Consider the following 15,860-nt stretch of genomic DNA (forward strand, 5'->3'; position numbering starts at 1 on the left):
GAGAGTTCGGGTACGCGTCAGCGGCGACTCCGGACGAACTGCCGTCCCCTGATTCTCACAGCCCGGCACGGCGGAGCCTCACCCGCCCGGCGGCGGTCGATCATGGAGTACGGCCGTGCGGGGTCACGCGTCGGCTTCCTCCGCGTCGTGGTGGACGACGCCGTCCTCGTCGAGGCGCGGGTGGATGCGCTCGGGGGCGTGGTTGCTGATGTCGGAGGGGCGGGGGCCTTCCGGGCCGTCGGGTCCCCAGCGCAGCAGCCGGCGGATGCGGCCGATCCGGGAGACGGCTCCGTTCACCTCGATCTGGTTGAGCCGTTCGGCGCGGAGGCGGTCTGCGGCCCCGGTGTACACGGCGAGTTCGGGTACCGAGGGGCCGGTTCCTTCGGCGACCACCGTGCGTGCGTCGGTCTCGTGCGCGCCGTACATGGGCAGGAGACCGCGCTGGCGCGGCTCCATCCGGACCAGGGCGAAGTCCAGGGTCCTGCGGGCGTCGTGGGCGGTGGCGTGCAGGGTGCTGCCGGGTGTCCACGCGGTGCCGGCGCTGTTGCGCTCCACGATCCTGAACGTCGCGGGCAGCAGCAGGACGTCAGGGTGGGTCTCCAGGGCGTGCCGGGAGTCGTGCAGTACGGAGTCGGGGAACCGGGAGCCGGAGTACGCCAGGTCGCGCAGCGACAGCCGTTCGGCAGCCAGGGTGGGGGTGAGGGGGCGTCCGGGTCCAGGACCAGCCCCTCACCCCCGACTGGGCCGGGGCACCCTGGCACTCCGGGCCCAGTCGGGGGTGAGGGGTTCCGGGTCGGTGGGGCGCGGCAGTTCGATGTCGCCGAGCGTGTCCAGGCCGACGTACTCCTCGGCCCGCACGATGCGGTAACGGGTGCCGAGCACAGCGAGTTCGTCGACGCGCTCGCTCTCCAGACGGGCGACCGAGGCGAGCAGAGCCCGTCGCTGTTCCCTGTCCTGGGCGTCGTCCTTGGCCTGACGCCACAGCAGCGAGTTCAGTGCGTCGCGGGCCTGTTGGGGGCAGCCGTCGGTCACCTCGGCGACCACCCGCCAGCACCGTCCGTCCGCCGCGTTCTGGGCGGCCACCCCGAACAGCGGGCCGCGCACGCCCAGGATGCCGTTCTGCCGCATGGCATCGAGCGCATCGGCCTCGACCGCGGCCTCCACCGGCTCGACCGGCAGTCTCACTGTCACGGGCCGTCCGCCCGGCCCCGCGTCCTCTTGGCTCATGCGGCCATCCTGTCGGCACCGCAACGTTTCGGTGGCGGGATTCGGAACACCAGCCGGGCCGGCGCACGGGCCCGCCCAACCCGTTCAGGGCGACGACGCCTGTCAGGACCATCCGGAACACGGCCGCTGATGCGGCAGCGGCCACCCCTGGGCCGGTGGCCCCGCTCACGGCCTGAGCCGGTCTTGTCGCACGTCGACCGGCGTTCTCGGTAGCGTGATCACCCACCGCATGGAGCGACCGTGCGCCCGGCTGTTCCGTACGAGGAATTCCGGCGAAGAGCGACGAGGCAGCGATGAGTGACAGGACGAAGCCAACGATCGAACTCCCGGAGGGTGACGCTCCGCAGGAACTGACCGTCCGGGACCTCGTCGTCGGGGACGGGCCCGAGGCGAAGCCGGGCAGGGTCGTACGGGTCCACTACGTCGGGGTCACCTTCGAGACCGGAAGGGAGTTCGACGCCTCCTGGGACCGGGGCGAGCCGTTCAAGTTCGCGGTGGGCGGTGGCAGAGTCATCAAGGGCTGGGACCGGGGGCTCAGAGGGATGAAGGTCGGCGGTCGGCGCGAGATCGTCATTCCCCCGCGACTCGGCTACGGCAAGCAGTCCCCCTCGCCGTTGATCCCGGCGGGTTCCACGCTCGTCTTCGTGGTGGACCTGCTCTCCGTGGTGTGAGGACGCCCGGTCGGCAGCCGGAGGCTGTCTCCGTGCGGTTCAGGACGTACCGCCGGGCAGGTGCCGACGCCGTGCCGCAAGCAACGGCCTCTGGGCATCTACCTGGGCGCGGGACCGGCATGCCTGCTGGGCGATCCGGCCGCGTGGACCCCGGAGTCGGGGTGCGTCGTGGAGTCTGCGATGCTCTGCCCCATGTCTCAAGCGATCTTGAAATCCGGACGAGTCCACCTGGTCCCGCTGTCCGTCGAGCATCTGGAACACCAGATCGAGCTCGACTCCGACCCCGAGGTCATGCGCTACCTGGGCGGTGCTCGAAGCCGTGAGCAGGTGGAGGAAGCGCTGCACGGAAACATCGCGGATGCCCAGCGCGTTCCGGGGCTGGGGTACTGGACCGGATTCGTGGAGGGAGAGTTCGTCGGCGTCTGGCTCCTGCGGTCGCCGGGACCTGCCGAGCAGGAAGCCAAGGACGGGCAACTGGGGTCCAAGATTCTGCGGCGCCACTGGAAGCAGGGACTCGGCAGCGAGGGATCTCGTGAACTGCTCCGGCATGGTTTCCAGGACCTGGGACTGGCCCGGATCCATGCCATGGCGGCGGCGGCCAACACGGCCTCCCAGGCAACGCTGACCGCTCTCGGCCTGCAACGCGTCCGTGAGTTTCTGGCGGACGCCGAGTGGTTCCCGCCCGGTACGGATCTGCGCACGGTCGAGTTCGCGATGACTCAAGAGAACTGGCGTGCGGCCCAGGGAAAGTAGTCCCTTGGGCCCGATCGCCCGATCGCCCGATCGCCCGATCGCCCGATCGCCGGGCCAGCCGGGCATGGGGCCCGGTGGCCCGGTGGCCGGGCGGTTGCCGGTCGTAGGTCTCGCCCTACCGGCCGTTGGCGGAGAAGTGCTGGTAGTCGGGCTGGTTCCAGCGGCCGCCCCAGTACCAGCCGACGTGAGCCATGGCGCGGGTGACGACGTCACCGCGTCGGATCATTCCCTTGGCGGGGTGGTCGCGGCGCAGGTAGCGGCGTCCGGCGGAGGGATGGACCCTGCCGTACGCGTCGACGTAGGGGTTCTCGACGGTGTTGATGTCGAGGGCGTCGCCGTAGGAGTGCCGGGAGAGCCTGGACGGGTCGCCGGTGACGCGGCGGCAGTTGAAGGCCGAGGTGTTGTCGTCCGCCATGGCCGCCTCGTCGTTGCCTCGGTACTCGGCCATCACGCGCATCTTCCGGATGGGGAAGCGGGCCTGGAACATCGTGCGGAACACGTGTGTGAGGGCCGGAACGGCACGCCGGTGCACGATGAGCTCGCCGTGGTGCAGGCGCCCGTCGAAGCCCCAGTGGTTCATCCGGACCAGCCGTAGGTCCTTCGGAGCCACGGGGCACCCGGCGCGATGGGTGAACCGCAGCTTCGCCGCCGGGGCCGCGGAGACCACCATGCCCAGGGAGGGCGGAGCCGCCAACGGGACAGTTGCGGCCGGTCGGATCGCGTTCGGCAGCCCCGCCGCCGTGGCCTGATGGAATGCCGGGGCGGGTACGGCCAGCGCGAGGGGCAGCACCACGGCGACGAGACGACGTCTGATCTTCACCAGCGCAACGTATGGGGAAGATCATTCTTTCCGGTCGGTGACACGGCTCGGTCTGCTCAACAGCCGCCGTTCGGCGCAGGACCCGTCGGCAAACCGAGGGCCAGGCCGGGAGTCCTGCCGCCGGGGCGGTCGCATGCCAACCCGTTCCTGCCGGGCCACCTCGCGGGCCCGCCCCACGTCCGGCCCCCCGGCATCCGCCTCGCTCCGCGACTCCTGCTCGGCATGCCGGAACATCCGGTCGAGGGCGGAGGCGACGCGCGGGTCTTCGAGGGTGCTGGGTGGTGTCATCAACCCAGGCTAGACGCACCGTTGCGTAGCGTCTAGAGGTTCTGGCCTACTCTGACCTCGGGAGGCAGACATGGAGCAAGGACGTACGGGCGCCGAGGCGGTCCGGCCGCAACCGGCGGCACGCCACCACGGCAACAGGCACGGCCGCAGCGAACAGGCCCGCCAGGCAGTGCTGGAGGCGGCCGACGACCTCTTGGTCGAGAAGGGTTTCAGCGGCGTCACCATCGAGGGCATCGCCGCCCGGGCGGGCGTCGCCAAGCAGACCGTCTACCGCTGGTGGAAGACCAAGACCGACATCCTCCTGGACGCCTTCCTCCAGGACGCGGCCGAAGCCCTGACCCCGCCGGACCACGGCGACCTGGCCCAGGACCTGCGCGCCCACCTGCGCCAACTTGCCCTGTTCCTCACCCGGTCCGACGCGGGTGCCGTCTTCAAGGCCCTCATCGGGCACGCCCAGCACGATCCCGCGTTCGCCGCCGCCCTGCGGTCCGGATACCTCGACGAACAGCGCCGACGCGACCGGCTCCCGCTGGAACGCGCGGTGGAACGCGGCCAGCTGGCCCTCGGACTCGACCCGGCGGCGGAGATCGACCAGCTCGTGGGACCGGTCTACCACCGCGTCCTGGTGACGGCGGAGCCCGTCGACCAGGCTTTCACCGACCGCCTCGTCGAGGCGTTCCTGCACCGCGCGGACGCAGCGGGCACGACCGACGCGGCCGACGCAGGAGAGATGGGGAGCAGATGACTCTGACGGCAGGCCAGCGGGTGGTGCTGGCAGCGGACACCCGGCTGACCGATTCGGTTGAGGTGTCGGGGGTCGTCGTCGGGGCCCTGTCCCTGGCGGCGGGCACCGGCGGGACCGTCGAGCAGGTGGACGGCCATCAGGACGAGAGCGACGACGTGCGCGAGTACGAGCGGCTCAAGTCGCTGCTCGACGACTTCGGGCGCGAGATGCCCACGGAGAGCAGGAGGCGGCTCGAAGAGAAGGTCGGCTCTCTGGAGCCCGCGTGGACCGCCTTCCAGGAACGGGCGCCGCGCGTGAGCGTGCGGGTCCGCTTCGACAACGGGTTCATCCTCGACGGGGCCCACGAGGACGTCTTCCTCCCCGCCTGAGGGAGTGCCCTGGGCCAGACCGGCCCAGGGGCCCCCAAGGGCTCACCGGCGGGGACATCCGTACGCCCGACGCGAACCGCGAAGGAGCGGGGAAACGGATGTCCCCGGTGCGCTCATCCCGGCTGCGCCGAAGCGTGGCGACACGTCCGGGCAGTGGCGAAGGGCACGGCGGCGAGACCCCGGTCACTTCCGCCAGAACAGATGGTGCTTCACCCCGCTCGGGCTGGGAACGACGTCGAGGTGAAACCGGTCGAGCAGCTCGTCGGGGGACTCCCAGAGACGCACTCCCGTACCGAGCTTCATCGGCGAGACCGCCACGTGCAGGGTGTCGACGAGATCGGCGTCGAGGAACTGCCGGATGGTGGTGGCCCCGCCGCCGAGGCGGACGTCCTTGCCCTGCGCCGCCTCCCGGGCCTGCGTGAGGACCGTGGCAGGGTCGCCGTCGACGAAGTGGAACGTGGTGTCGGAGAGCGTGAGCGAAGGACGCTCGTGGTGGGTGAGGACGAACACCGGGGTACGGAACGGGGGCTCGTCACCCCACCAGCCCTGCCACTCGTGGTCCTGCCAGGGCCCGCGCTGAGGACCGAACTTGTTGCGGCCCATGATCTCGGCGCCGATGTTGCGCGCGTAGTCCCGCGTGAGGTAGTCGTCCAGGCCCCGGCTCCCCCCGGGGTCGGTGCGCATGGGCCAGCTCGCCGTGGCACCGGCCCAGGCGAACAGCCTCTCGGGGTCGACGTGACCGAACGGCCTTTCGAGGGTCTGGTCCTCACCGGCACCGATGCCGTCACTTGAGACATTGAAGTTCTGGACTCTCAAGAGCTGAACCACGCGTTCCTCCTGGGTGCTGGGTGCTGGGTGCTGGGTGCTGGGGGCGATAACAGTGGTGAGACTCTCCGGGCCGGTCAAACTCATCGCAACCCCCGTGACCGGACGGGGAACGGCTCAGACGACGATGACCCGGCGTCCGCGCGTGTGACCGGCCCGGCTGTCGCTGTGTGCCGCCGAGGCGTCGGAGAGCGGGTACGCCTTCTCGACCGGGATGTGCAGCTTTCCCCGCGCGATGAGGCGTACGGCCTCGGCGAGGGCCTGCGGAACGTCTCCGGTCACGCCGGAGAACCGGGCGCCGAACTCCGGGGCACCCAGGTCGGCGATGGAGACCACCCTGCTGGGATCCCCAGTCAGTTCGACCAGCTCGCGGATCACGCCCGACCCGGCCAGATCGAGCGCCGCGTCGACCCGTCCGAGCCGCCGCACCCGCTCGACCCAGCCCTCGCCGTACGTCGTGGCCAGGGCGCCCAGGCTCCGCAGGTACGCCTGGTTCGCGGCTCCTGCCACGCCGATCACCGTGATGCCCCGGTCGCGGGCGATCTGTAGCACCGCCGATCCCACTCCTCCGGACGCGCCGCTGACCAGCAGTGTCTGGCCGGGCCGCACGCCGGACTCGCGGACGATGCGCAGCGCGGTCTCCACCACCGAGGGGTATCCGGCCGCCTCTTCGAAGGTCAGCCCCTCGGGTATGGGGGCCCAGGCCGACAGCACGGCGAACTCGGCATACGTGCTCGTGCCTCGCCCGAACACGTGGTCGCCGACCTCGACTCCTCCGACGCCCTCGCCGACCTCGTCCACCACCCCGGAGGCGTCCTGCCCGACTCCGGCGGGCAGGACGACCGGGCGGACCTCCTGGAACTGGCCTTCACGGACCCTCCAGTCGACGGGGTTCACACCCGCCGCCCGTACGGCGACGCGTATCTGGCCGGGGCCGGGGTGGGGCTCCTCTGCGTCTTCGAGGTGCAGGACGTCGGGACCGCCGAACTCGGCGAAGCTCACTCTCTTCATGCGGCCGACCGTAACACTAACGGTTCTATGTTTGGAACGGTTACTCCTTTGTCCTTGCTAGTGTCAGCGGCATGACTGTGCCGACGACCGGACGCCGTGAACGCAAGAAGGCCGCGACCCGACAGAAGATCGCCGACACCGCCCTGCGGCTCTTCCTGGAGCGTGGGTACGACACGGTGGGCATCCGCGACGTGGCCGCCGAGGCCGACGTGGCCGTCACCACGCTCTTCTCCCACTTCGCCTCGAAAGAGGCCCTGGTGTTCGAGCAGGACGACGACTTCGAGCGCCGCCTCACGCAGGCGGTCACCCACCGCGCACCGCACGAACCGCTCATCCCCGCACTGCGCCGCGAGATCCAGGAGATGGTCCGGCACTGCACGGCGGACGGCACCGTTCCGATCTACCGCATGATCGACGCGTCACGTGCCCTGCGGGAGTACGAGGAGTCGATGCGGCTGCGCCACGCGGAGTCGCTGGCGGCGGCCCTCGTCGCCGATTCCGGCCTGACGCAGAGCGCGACGGCCTGCCGGACGATCGCGAGGTTCGTCATCGACGCGTACGCGCTGGCCCGTGACGCGGCCGACCCGGACGCCGCGCTGGACGAGATCTTCCCGATGATCGAGGCGGCCTGGGCGGTCGCCTGAACTCTGCCCGGCTCCGGGGAACTTCCGTTCCCCAGGGGTTTCCGAGGGCTCGGGCCGGTACGTGGTGGGGCACCCTTTCCGCGGAGGGCATCGACCTCGACGAGCGCCGGGACGGGGAAGACCTGCGGGCCGACAAGGGGCTCGCCCCACGCGATGAGGACGAGGCCGGAGCGACGGACGTTGCCTGAGCCCCCGAAAGCACGTCCGTGGCCGTCGTCCGCGGATCGTGTTCTACGGGACCGCCCTGGGCAGCATCCTCATCATCACGTACGTCGAGGTCGACTGAGCCGCGCACCGTCGACCCCTACGGCCAGGCGGGCTGTCGGTCCGGCGGGCGGCCGTCGCGGTCGCCGCGTTCCCGGCGCCGTGTTCCCGCCACGAGAACGCCCCACGGTGTTCAGCCGTACGTCCGTCGCAGCAGGAACGGTCGACGGGGAACGCCCCCAGAGATCTGACGGGCACCACTCAGAGATAGGGGCTCACCTCACCATGCAGCGACGCGACTTCGCGGCCGGACTGGCCGCCGCCATCGCCGTGCCCGCAGCGCTCGGCGCGACCCCGGCCGCCGCACAGGAGCACCCCGGCGACAGACACGCCCCCGACGAGCTGGCCCGCCGCATGCTGCCGGTGCTGTCCGCCGAACTCGACGACAGGGGCGCCGCGCGCTCCCTCGTCCCGCACCTGTACGACGTCGGTTTCGACTGGCGTCCCGAGACCGCGCCCCTGCGGAAGCTGGACTTCCTCGTCGCGTACGGCTTCGGCAACCGGCCCCCGGCCGGGGGCGGAGACCCGACGAAGGTGCGCCCCGAGCCGGGCCCGGTCAACGAGGAGCTGGCCGACACCGTCGCCCGCATCCGCAGGCACCGCACGGTGCCGGTGTACGCGCAGTGGGAGATCGCACGCTTCCTGGAGTCCAAGTACCGGATGCGGCACGTCACGTCGATCGAACCGGTGGTCGCGCCGGACGGCACGATCACCTACCTGAGCACCGACGGCGTGGCCGCGCAGGTCGCCAAGGCCAGGCAACACCTGCCCGGCGGCATCGGCACGGCCGGTGTGGTCGGTTTCCGCGACCACATCAAGCGGTGCGTGCAGACCACACGGGACCGGGGCATGAAGGCGTACGCGCCGGAGGGGCACTCCATGCCCCACACGTACGACCCGCGGTCCGGCCAGCCGTGGACCCGACGCCGGGACCTGTACCTGGTGCACGACATGGCGGCGCAGTGGCAGGTGCTGCGCGAGAAGCTCGTCAGCGGGGCGTACCCGAAGGGCTGACGCTCACCACCTCCCGCACCGCCGCCAGGAACTCCTCGGTGTGCGGGTGCGTGGGGTGGACCGGGTACGCGAGGTAGACCGTGGCGGCGGGGGCGTCGTCGAGCGGGACGAAGCGCACCCCGGGGTGACCGTGGCTCTGGGCCGTGCCCGCCGCGCCCACCCCGAAGGCCCCGCCCGTGGCGATGAGGTTCAGCCACTCGTCGACGTTGCGCACCTCGACCGTGCCGCCGGGGCGCTGCGCCGGGGGCCAGAGTTCCACGGACGCCGTGCCGGTGTCCGGCCACAGGGCCAGCGGCAGTGCGGGACCGGCGGTGAGCTCCGCCAGGCTCACGGTGTCCCGGGCGGCCAGCGGGTGGTCGTCGGGCAGGGCGGCGACGCGGTCCTCCGTGTAGAGGGCCTCGGTGCGGATGCGCGGATCCGCGGGCACGGTACGCAGTACCGCCACATCGGTGTCGCCGGTGGCCAGCCCCGCGGTGCTGTTGTCCTCCCGTACGACGTTCAGCGGCGTCCGCGCGTGCGTGCGCCGCCAGGAACGCAGCAGGGGTACGGTCTGCTGCCCGAGGACGGCGCAGGTGTAGCCGAGCCTCAGCGGCCGGTCGACGGCCCGGGCCTCGGCGAGTGCCGCGTCGAGGTGGGCGAGGATGGCGCGCCCGTGGCCGACGAGGGTCGCCCCGGCCGAGGTGAGGCTCAGCCGTCGGGAGGAGCGGTCGACCAGCCGCACTCCCGTACGGGTCTCCAACTGGGCGAGGGTGCGCGAGAGGGCGGGCTGCGTCATGTGCAGCTCGGCCGCGGCGGCGGTGACGGTGCCCGCGTCGGCGATGGCCGCCAGGGCTCTGAGGTGACGCAGCTCGACATCCATGCCTGGGGAGCATAGTCGCTGCCCAGACGGCATTTCCGGCGAACGGGAAGGGACCGTAGCGTCGGACCTGCCGGGTGATCGGGCCCGGTTCTCGCTTGCAACAGACAGGGACGGTGGGCTGTGAGGATTCTTCTGGTCGGCGCGGGTGGCACGCTGGGCTCCGCGGTGGGCAAGGCGCTCGTGGAACGCGGCCACGAGGTGGTCGGTGTGGGACGGACCGGCGGCGACGTGATCTGCGACGTCACCGATCCGGCTGCCGTGTCGCGGCTGTACGCGCAGGTCGGCCGACTCGACGCGGTGGCCGTGGCGGCGGGCGACGCCGTGTTCAAGCCGCTGGCCGACCTGGCGGCGGACGACTTCGCGGCGACGCTCAGGGGCAAGGCGCTCAGCCAGGTGGAGCTGGTCCGCCAGGGCCTCGGGGCGGTGGCACCGAACGGTTCGTTCACCTTGGTCAGCGGTGTTCTGACGGAGGAGCCGATCGTGGCGGGCGCCGCTGCTTCGGCGGCCAACGGTGCGGTGGAGGCGTTCGCGCGGGCCGCCGCGATCGAGATCGCCCCGCAGCGGATCAACGTGGTGAGTCCCACCGTGGTGGAGGAGTCCCTTCCCGCGTACGGCCCGTTCTTCGTCGGCATGGAGGCCGTCCCGGTGGCACGCGTCGCGACGGCGTACGTCCGCGCGGTCGAGGGGGCGCAGACGGGACAGGTGTACCGGGTGCGCTAGGAGTACGAGACGGGCGGAGGTACGGAGCGGGGCCGTCGGGAGACACGGCCCCGCTCTTCTGGTGCTCCCGGGTCGGCCGTGGTGGGGGCCTACCGGGAAGGGAGCCGGGCCGGGCCGAGGACGGCCTGCATCTCCTGTTCGATGATCTGGGGGAAGGGTGCGCCGTCCTGGTTGCCCAGGATGACGCCGACCCAGCCGGTGTCCGGGTAGATGTTCCAGCTCGCGAAGCTGCCGGGGTTGACGCCCGCGCGTCCCTTCAGCCATTGGCCGTTGACGATGCCGACCGGCATCTGGTACGCCCCGAACGACGCGTCGACGGGGGCCGCCGTCCCGCGCGCCAGGCCGCCGCCCTGTGGGCCGTGGGGGATCTTCGGGCCGGTGAGCAGTTCGGCGTAGTGGCTGTCCAGGACCGTTCCTCCGGTCAGCGCCTGCGCGAATCTGACCAGGTCGGGGGCGGTCGCGAAGCCGCCGTCGCCGGGGGCGTCGATGAAGGTGCGGGCGGGGTTCTTGCCCAGCTGGTACGGGTCCGGGCTGCCCTTGTCCAGGTTGCGGACGGCATCCACCAGGCTGCCGTCCGCCTGGCGCATGTACGAGTGCGCGATGTGCGGGTCGGTGAGCCACTGCGGCCTGGTGAAGTACGCCGTGCCCGTCATGCCGCAGCGCCGGAAGACGTTCTCCTCGACGTAGTCCCAGTACGTCGTCCCCGTCACGGCCTCCACGATCATCGCGGGAATGGCGATCTCGGCACCGATGTGCTCGGTCGGTGAGCCGGGGGCGGCCACCAGCTTCGCCTGCCGGGCCCACCGCTCGCTGTACTCGCGTACCTCCTCGCGGCTCTGGAAGACGCGTTCCAGGTCCTCGGGCGGGTTGTCCAGTCCGGAGGTGCCGGAGAGCAGGTGGTGGATGGTCACCTTCTCGGCGACCTCCCTGGCGAAGCCCTTCAGGTGGGTGCCCACCGTGTCCCAGAGGTGCAGCCTGCCCTGCTGCGCCAACTGCAGGACCGCCACCGGGCCGAACGGCTTGCCCGCCGAGGAGAGGTTGAACGCGATGCCCGGATGGTTGCGGACACCTCTCTCCTTGTCGGCCATGCCGTAGCTCCGCGACAGCACCGTTCGGCCTCGGTGCGCCAGCATCACCACACCGGAGAACCTGCCCTCCGCCGCCAGCTTCGCCACGTACCGGTCGTAGGCGCCGCCGGGCCGCGTGTCCGGCGGAACGGCGTCCGGGCCGGCCGGGGCGGCATGACCGGCCCCGGCCCCCGACAACTGCGCGCCGCCCACCATCGCCCCGGTGGCCGCCACCCCGCTCCATCCGAGTAACTGCCGCCTGCCGACCCCGCGTGCGGAACCCGAGCTCATGCCACGCTTCCCTTCTGCTGCCCTGTCTTCTGGTGTTCGCGTCTCCACTGAAGCCGGAGCGCTGATGCGCCCGTGTATGCGCTTCTCGATACGTCCGCGATATGCCGGGTGTGCCAGGACGGCCCGGCGGCGGCGAGGTCTGCCGCGACAGGGTGCGATCACGGTCGTCCCCCGGCAGAGTGAGTCACCAGGCCGTGCCACTGGTGCGCCCGGCGGAAGGCCACTGACCGACGTGAGGTGTTCTCACGGAACCGGGGCGATCGCATGTTTCGTACGCAGACCGCCGACGACGGGGACGAACTGCTTGCCAGGCTCGGCGCGCTGACCGCCCAGGCCCGGGAGCTCGCCAAGGCGCAGCGTTCCCGGGTCGAGCTGGCCGTGGCCCTACAGCGCGGCATGCTGCCTCAGGACCTGCCGAGCCCCCCTGGCGTCCGGCTCGCCGCCGGTTACATGCCCGCCCATCACGGGCTCAACGTCGGAGGGGACTGGTACGACGCCTTCACCATGCCCGACGGGCGCATCGGCCTGTCCATCGGAGACGTGCAGGGGCACAACATCGAGGCCGCGGCCTTCATGGGGCAGGTCCGGGTGGGGCTCCGTGCGCTGGCCCACGTGACGAACCACCCCGGGGAATTGCTTGCACGTACCAACGACCTCTTGGTCTCCCTGGGCGCGGACCTGTTCGCCACGTGCACCTTCCTCCGGCTCGATCCGGCCACCGGCGTCCTGGAATGCGCCCGAGCCGGCCACATCCCGCACATCTGGGCCACTGCCGACGGACGGTCCGGTGCCGACGAAGGAGAGTGCGGCCCCCCGCTCGGCGTACTCGAAGGCGCCGAGTACCCCGTGGTCTGCCACCGGCTCACCACGGGCGGGGTCGTCGTGCTGCTGACCGACGGGGTGGTGGAGGGACCGTCCCTGAGCCTCGACGAGGGGCTGCGCCGGGTGATGCGGCTGGCCGAGATCTACGCCGCTGCCGACCTGGGGATCGACGCTCTCGTGAACGGCGTCATGCGGCTGGCGGACACCGTGGGGCACGAGGACGACGCCGCCGTGCTCATCGTCGGCCACGACGGTGGTGCCCGGTAGCGGCGGCCACCGCACGCCGGAAGGGCGGGCGAGGGGCTGAGCGTCCCCGGAGGTCGCGGACGTACTCCTGGGGGACCGGCGGAGCATTCGCATGGCTGAAACGGCCGACGCGGTGTCTGATGGCTACTGTGTTGGTGACCCGGCGATTCCGCCTGTCCTCGGAGGCCGTTCTCAGGACGCTGGCCGTTGCCTTCCTGTACTACGTGGCCGGGCGTCTGGGCCTGCTCGGCGGGCTCACCGTCGAAGGCGCGACGGTCACCCCCCTCTGGCCGCCCACCGGCGTCGCCGTCGCCGCACTGCTCGTCTACGGCCTCTCGGTCTGGCCGGGGATCGCCGCCGGATCCTTCTTCGTCATCGCGTCCCTCACCACGCCCGACCCCGTCGCGCTCGTCACCGTGGCGGGCAACACCCTCGCCCCGATCTGCGCCTGTCTGATGCTGCGCAAGGCCGGATTCAGGGTCGGTGTCTCCCGTGTGCGGGACGGACTGGCCCTGGTGTTCCTCGGTGGGCTCGGCGCCATGCTCATCAGCGCGACGACAGGAGTCGGGCTGCAAGTGGTGACCGGCTCCCTGGGAGCGGGGGAGTTCTGGTCCGTGTGGCTGGCCTGGTGGGTGGGCGACGCGATGGGCGTCCTGCTCGTCACTCCGCTCCTGCTCGTGCTGGCGGGAGCGGCCGGACCGGTGGAGCTGGGCCGCTGGAAGGAGATGCTGTGCCTGGGCCTTGCGGCCGTGATCATCGTGCCCCTGGCCGTCCTGGGTGAACTGAGTCTGCTCTTCCTCGTCTTTCCGCTGCTGATCTGGGCGGCACTGCGATTCCAGCTGGCCGGAAGCATGGTGTGCGCGCTGTTCGCGTCCGTGCTCACCACGTTCGAAGCGAATACGCAGCAGGGTGCCTTCCTCGGTCTGTCCGCCGTCGAGGTCATGGTCAAACTCCAGGCGTTCAACGGTGCGACCGCGCTGACGGCGCTCATGCTGTCCGCGATGGTCGCCGAACAGCGCGCCACCCGGCGATCGGTGGAGGACGCCTGCCGGGAACTCGCCGAGGTGCTGGAGCACCTCGCCGCCGGAGAATCCCCGCCCGAGCCCTCCGCCGGGCACGCCGTCACCTCCCGCGCCGACGACCCCGCGAGGGGGACTGACGGACGCCCGCGCGCGTGAGGCAGGGGGCGGGCGCCGTATGGCGTCCGCCCCCTGCTGTACGTCATGTGCTGTACGTCATGTGCTGTGGGTCATGCGCTGTACGTCAGTCCGGCGCGCGGTCGTCGGCGGCCGGTGCCGGAATCAGAACTGGAGGGCCCAGAGGTCGATCTTGCCGATGTCCTGGGCGGCGTTGTCGCTGACCCGCAGCTTCCAGGTGCCGTTGGCCACCTCGGAGGACGCGTTGACGGTGTACGTCTGGGCGATGTTGTCGGCGCTGCCGCCCGTCCCGAACGCCTTGAGGTTGTAGACGCTGCCGTCGGGGGCCACCAGGTCGACCTTCAGGTCACCGATGTACGTGTGCTTGATGTCGACCGGGACGCTCAGGGCCGCCGGAGCGTTGCCCGGGACACCGCTGACGGTGACCGGGGACTCCACGGTGGTGTTGTCGCCGATTGCCACGTCGGTGGCGTTCTCGAAGCGCGGGCCGGGCGGAGTGGTCGAACTCCCCACGTTCAGAAGCCTGTTGGGGGAGCCGGTGCCCGGGTTGCCGACCACGTTCGGGGTGGCGGCGGTGGTCAGCGCGGTGGAGACCTGCGCCGGAGTGGCGGTCCTGTTGCCCGCCAGGTAGAGCGCGGCCGCGCCCGCCACGTGCGGGGAGGCCATCGACGTACCGGAGATGGTGTTGGTGGCGGTGTCGCCGGTGTTCCACGACGAGGTGATGGAGGATCCCGGGGCGAACAGGTCCAGCACGCTGCCGTAGTTGGAGAAGCTGGAGCGGGCGTCGGTGCTGGTCGTCGAGCCGACGGTGATCGCCTCGGTGACGCGTGCCGGGGAGTAGTTCTGCGCGTTGGCGCTGTCATTGCCCGCGGCGACGGCGTACGTGATGCCGCTGGCGACGGAGTTGCGTACGGCGGTGTCGAGTGCGGAGTCCACTCCGCCGCCGAGGCTCATGTTGGCGACCGCCGGCTTCACGGCGTTCCGCGTCACCCAGTCGATGCCCGCGACCACCTGGGCGGTGGTGCCGGAGCCCTGGTTGTTGAGCACGCGGACGCCGACGATCTTCGCCTTCTTGGCGACGCCGTACGCGGTGCCGCCGACCGTGCCCGCGACGTGCGTGCCGTGGCCGTTGCCGTCCTGGGCGGTGTTGTCGTTGTCGATCGCGTCGAAGCCGTAGCTGGCGCGGCCGCCGAAGTCGCTGTGGGTGATGCGTACACCGGTGTCGATGATGTACGCCGTCACGCCCTCGCCCGCGGTGTCGGGGTAGGTGTAGCTCCGGTCGAGCGGCAGAGCCCGCTGGTCGATGCGGTCCAGGCCCCAGGAGGGCGGGTTGGGCTGGGTGGCGTCGATCGTGAAGACGCGGTCCTGGGAGACCGAGGCGACCGCGGGGTCGGCGGCGAACTTCTTCGCCTGGGCCTCGGACAGCTCGACGGCGTAGCCGTTGAGGGCCCGCTCGTAGGTGTCCTTGACCTTGGCGCCGTACCGCTTGGCGAGCGCCTGGCCCTGAGCGGACTCGGCGTCGACGACGGAGTCCTTGAGCGTCACGATGTAGCTGCCGGGAACGGCCCCGGCGGCGCCGGCGTTCTCGATCCGGCCCTCGGCGGCGGCCGGAGCGGCGGCGGCGGGCAGCACGGAGACGGTGCCGAGCGCGAGGGCGGCGACGGAGGTGGCACCGGCCACCGCCCATCTTCGGGCGACGGAACCGGTGAGGAAAGGTGCAGGACGCATCGACATCGGAGGGATCCTCCTCATGGGGGTGGTGCACCGAGGTGCAGCTGCGGGGGGAACACGCGACAGGGGCATGACAAGCCAACGTGCGGTGGATTCCGGCTTGCCGCCGACCGGCCGACACCGAAAGACTGACCCATCCCCCTTGACCTCACAAGAGGTCCTGCACTCCCGCAACACAGCGTCCACACAAGCGACATGACGCCCCGTCATATGCGCCTCCATCGCCTCGGTGCCGAGCCGAGGTGGAGGGGCCGATCGGTTCGGCGGTCAGCAACAGCCGTGGCCGGACGTCTTCTTGGCCGGAACCGGCCGGAATGCGGTGCGATGGCGCACCAGC

General features: G+C 71.1%; 16 protein-coding genes and 1 pseudogene. 9 read left to right on the forward strand and 8 right to left on the reverse strand.

Annotated features, from left to right (window positions below):
• Nucleotides 1-123: 123 nt before the first annotated feature.
• Nucleotides 124-1,227 (reverse strand): annotated as a pseudogene (locus tag OG897_RS28815) (DUF5954 family protein).
• Between the two features lie 293 nt (nt 1,228-1,520).
• On the opposite strand from OG897_RS28815, the gene OG897_RS28820 reads away from it, so the two are divergent.
• Nucleotides 1,521-1,898, forward strand: coding sequence for an FKBP-type peptidyl-prolyl cis-trans isomerase (locus OG897_RS28820; protein ID WP_266661228.1), 378 nt, complete (start codon nt 1,521-1,523; stop codon nt 1,896-1,898).
• 192 nt (nt 1,899-2,090) lie between these two features.
• The gene (locus tag OG897_RS28825; protein WP_266661230.1) at nt 2,091-2,651 is read left to right on the forward strand and encodes a GNAT family N-acetyltransferase; all 561 of its coding nucleotides are present in this window, start codon (nt 2,091-2,093) and stop codon (nt 2,649-2,651) included.
• Between the two features lie 115 nt (nt 2,652-2,766).
• Here OG897_RS28825 and OG897_RS28830 read toward each other — a convergent pair whose 3' ends face one another.
• Together OG897_RS28830 and OG897_RS28835 are read right to left on the reverse strand one after the other, a co-directional pair.
• Nucleotides 2,767-3,471, reverse strand: coding sequence for a M15 family metallopeptidase (locus OG897_RS28830; RefSeq protein ID WP_266661232.1), 705 nt, complete (start codon nt 3,469-3,471; stop codon nt 2,767-2,769).
• Between the two features lie 21 nt (nt 3,472-3,492).
• The gene (locus tag OG897_RS28835) at nt 3,493-3,759 is read right to left on the reverse strand and encodes a hypothetical protein (protein ID WP_266661234.1); all 267 of its coding nucleotides are present in this window, start codon (nt 3,757-3,759) and stop codon (nt 3,493-3,495) included.
• Between the two features lie 70 nt (nt 3,760-3,829).
• On the opposite strand from OG897_RS28835, the gene OG897_RS28840 reads away from it, so the two are divergent.
• Both OG897_RS28840 and OG897_RS28845 read left to right on the forward strand, forming a co-directional pair.
• Nucleotides 3,830-4,504 (forward strand): TetR/AcrR family transcriptional regulator, encoded by a 675-nt coding sequence (locus tag OG897_RS28840; RefSeq protein ID WP_266661236.1) that lies wholly within the window; start codon nt 3,830-3,832, stop codon nt 4,502-4,504.
• Complete coding sequence (locus OG897_RS28845; RefSeq protein WP_266661238.1) at nt 4,501-4,872, forward strand: hypothetical protein; 372 nt, start codon at nt 4,501-4,503, stop codon at nt 4,870-4,872. Before OG897_RS28840 ends, OG897_RS28845 begins: the two co-directional genes overlap by 4 nt.
• Before the next feature lie 183 nt (nt 4,873-5,055).
• Here the strand turns inward: OG897_RS28845 and OG897_RS28850 are convergent, their stop codons facing one another.
• Together OG897_RS28850 and OG897_RS28855 are read right to left on the reverse strand one after the other, a co-directional pair.
• Nucleotides 5,056-5,700, reverse strand: a complete 645-nt coding sequence (locus OG897_RS28850; RefSeq protein WP_266661240.1) for a dihydrofolate reductase family protein — start codon at nt 5,698-5,700, stop codon at nt 5,056-5,058.
• 114 nt (nt 5,701-5,814) lie between these two features.
• Nucleotides 5,815-6,708: an NADP-dependent oxidoreductase gene (locus tag OG897_RS28855; protein ID WP_266661242.1), complete on the reverse strand. Its 894-nt coding sequence runs from the start codon at nt 6,706-6,708 to the stop codon at nt 5,815-5,817.
• Between the two features lie 71 nt (nt 6,709-6,779).
• On the opposite strand from OG897_RS28855, the gene OG897_RS28860 reads away from it, so the two are divergent.
• Nucleotides 6,780-7,352 (forward strand): TetR/AcrR family transcriptional regulator, encoded by a 573-nt coding sequence (locus OG897_RS28860; protein ID WP_266661244.1) that lies wholly within the window; start codon nt 6,780-6,782, stop codon nt 7,350-7,352.
• A gap of 489 nt (nt 7,353-7,841) precedes the next feature.
• Nucleotides 7,842-8,630: a hypothetical protein gene (locus OG897_RS28865; RefSeq protein WP_266661248.1), complete on the forward strand. Its 789-nt coding sequence runs from the start codon at nt 7,842-7,844 to the stop codon at nt 8,628-8,630.
• On the opposite strand, the gene OG897_RS28870 is transcribed toward OG897_RS28865, so the two are convergent.
• Entirely contained in the window at nt 8,605-9,489 is an 885-nt protein-coding gene (locus OG897_RS28870) for a LysR family transcriptional regulator (RefSeq protein ID WP_266661251.1), read from the reverse strand. The two genes, OG897_RS28865 and OG897_RS28870, sit on opposite strands and share 26 nt — an antisense overlap.
• Before the next feature lie 120 nt (nt 9,490-9,609).
• On the opposite strand from OG897_RS28870, the gene OG897_RS28875 reads away from it, so the two are divergent.
• A complete protein-coding gene (locus OG897_RS28875) occupies nt 9,610-10,209 on the forward strand; it encodes a short chain dehydrogenase (protein ID WP_266661253.1) in 600 nt (199 codons plus the stop codon).
• Nucleotides 10,210-10,298: 89 nt separating this feature from the next.
• Here OG897_RS28875 and OG897_RS28880 read toward each other — a convergent pair whose 3' ends face one another.
• Complete coding sequence (locus tag OG897_RS28880) at nt 10,299-11,567, reverse strand: serine hydrolase (RefSeq protein ID WP_266661255.1); 1,269 nt, start codon at nt 11,565-11,567, stop codon at nt 10,299-10,301.
• A 264-nt stretch (nt 11,568-11,831) separates the two neighbouring features.
• Between OG897_RS28880 and OG897_RS28885 the strand changes: the two genes are divergently transcribed.
• Both OG897_RS28885 and OG897_RS28890 read left to right on the forward strand, forming a co-directional pair.
• A complete protein-coding gene (locus tag OG897_RS28885; protein ID WP_266661257.1) occupies nt 11,832-12,656 on the forward strand; it encodes a PP2C family protein-serine/threonine phosphatase in 825 nt (274 codons plus the stop codon).
• A gap of 119 nt (nt 12,657-12,775) precedes the next feature.
• Entirely contained in the window at nt 12,776-13,813 is a 1,038-nt protein-coding gene (locus OG897_RS28890) for an MASE1 domain-containing protein (RefSeq protein WP_266661259.1), read from the forward strand.
• A 123-nt stretch (nt 13,814-13,936) separates the two neighbouring features.
• On the opposite strand, the gene OG897_RS28895 is transcribed toward OG897_RS28890, so the two are convergent.
• Complete coding sequence (locus OG897_RS28895; protein ID WP_266661261.1) at nt 13,937-15,520, reverse strand: S8 family peptidase; 1,584 nt, start codon at nt 15,518-15,520, stop codon at nt 13,937-13,939.
• Nucleotides 15,521-15,860 lie beyond the last annotated feature (340 nt).

This window comes from Streptomyces sp. NBC_00237, from assembly GCF_026342435.1.
Lineage (GTDB): Bacteria > Actinomycetota > Actinomycetes > Streptomycetales > Streptomycetaceae > Streptomyces.

Bases quoted from the DNA above. Each gene is read 5' to 3' on its own strand.
- OG897_RS28820 (WP_266661228.1), top strand. From the start codon at position 1,521: ATGAGTGACAGGACGAAGCCAACGATCGAACTCCCGGAGGGTGACGCT.
- OG897_RS28825 (WP_266661230.1), top strand. From the start codon at position 2,091: ATGTCTCAAGCGATCTTGAAATCCGGACGAGTCCACCTGGTCCCGCTG.
- OG897_RS28835 (WP_266661234.1), bottom strand. From the start codon at position 3,759: ATGACACCACCCAGCACCCTCGAAGACCCGCGCGTCGCCTCCGCCCTC.
- OG897_RS28840 (WP_266661236.1), top strand. From the start codon at position 3,830: ATGGAGCAAGGACGTACGGGCGCCGAGGCGGTCCGGCCGCAACCGGCG.
- OG897_RS28845 (WP_266661238.1), top strand. From the start codon at position 4,501: ATGACTCTGACGGCAGGCCAGCGGGTGGTGCTGGCAGCGGACACCCGG.
- OG897_RS28855 (WP_266661242.1), bottom strand. From the start codon at position 6,708: ATGAAGAGAGTGAGCTTCGCCGAGTTCGGCGGTCCCGACGTCCTGCAC.
- OG897_RS28860 (WP_266661244.1), top strand. From the start codon at position 6,780: ATGACTGTGCCGACGACCGGACGCCGTGAACGCAAGAAGGCCGCGACC.
- OG897_RS28865 (WP_266661248.1), top strand. From the start codon at position 7,842: ATGCAGCGACGCGACTTCGCGGCCGGACTGGCCGCCGCCATCGCCGTG.
- OG897_RS28870 (WP_266661251.1), bottom strand. From the start codon at position 9,489: ATGGATGTCGAGCTGCGTCACCTCAGAGCCCTGGCGGCCATCGCCGAC.
- OG897_RS28880 (WP_266661255.1), bottom strand. From the start codon at position 11,567: ATGAGCTCGGGTTCCGCACGCGGGGTCGGCAGGCGGCAGTTACTCGGA.
- OG897_RS28885 (WP_266661257.1), top strand. From the start codon at position 11,832: ATGTTTCGTACGCAGACCGCCGACGACGGGGACGAACTGCTTGCCAGG.
- OG897_RS28890 (WP_266661259.1), top strand. From the start codon at position 12,776: ATGGCTACTGTGTTGGTGACCCGGCGATTCCGCCTGTCCTCGGAGGCC.
- OG897_RS28895 (WP_266661261.1), bottom strand. From the start codon at position 15,520: ATGCGTCCTGCACCTTTCCTCACCGGTTCCGTCGCCCGAAGATGGGCG.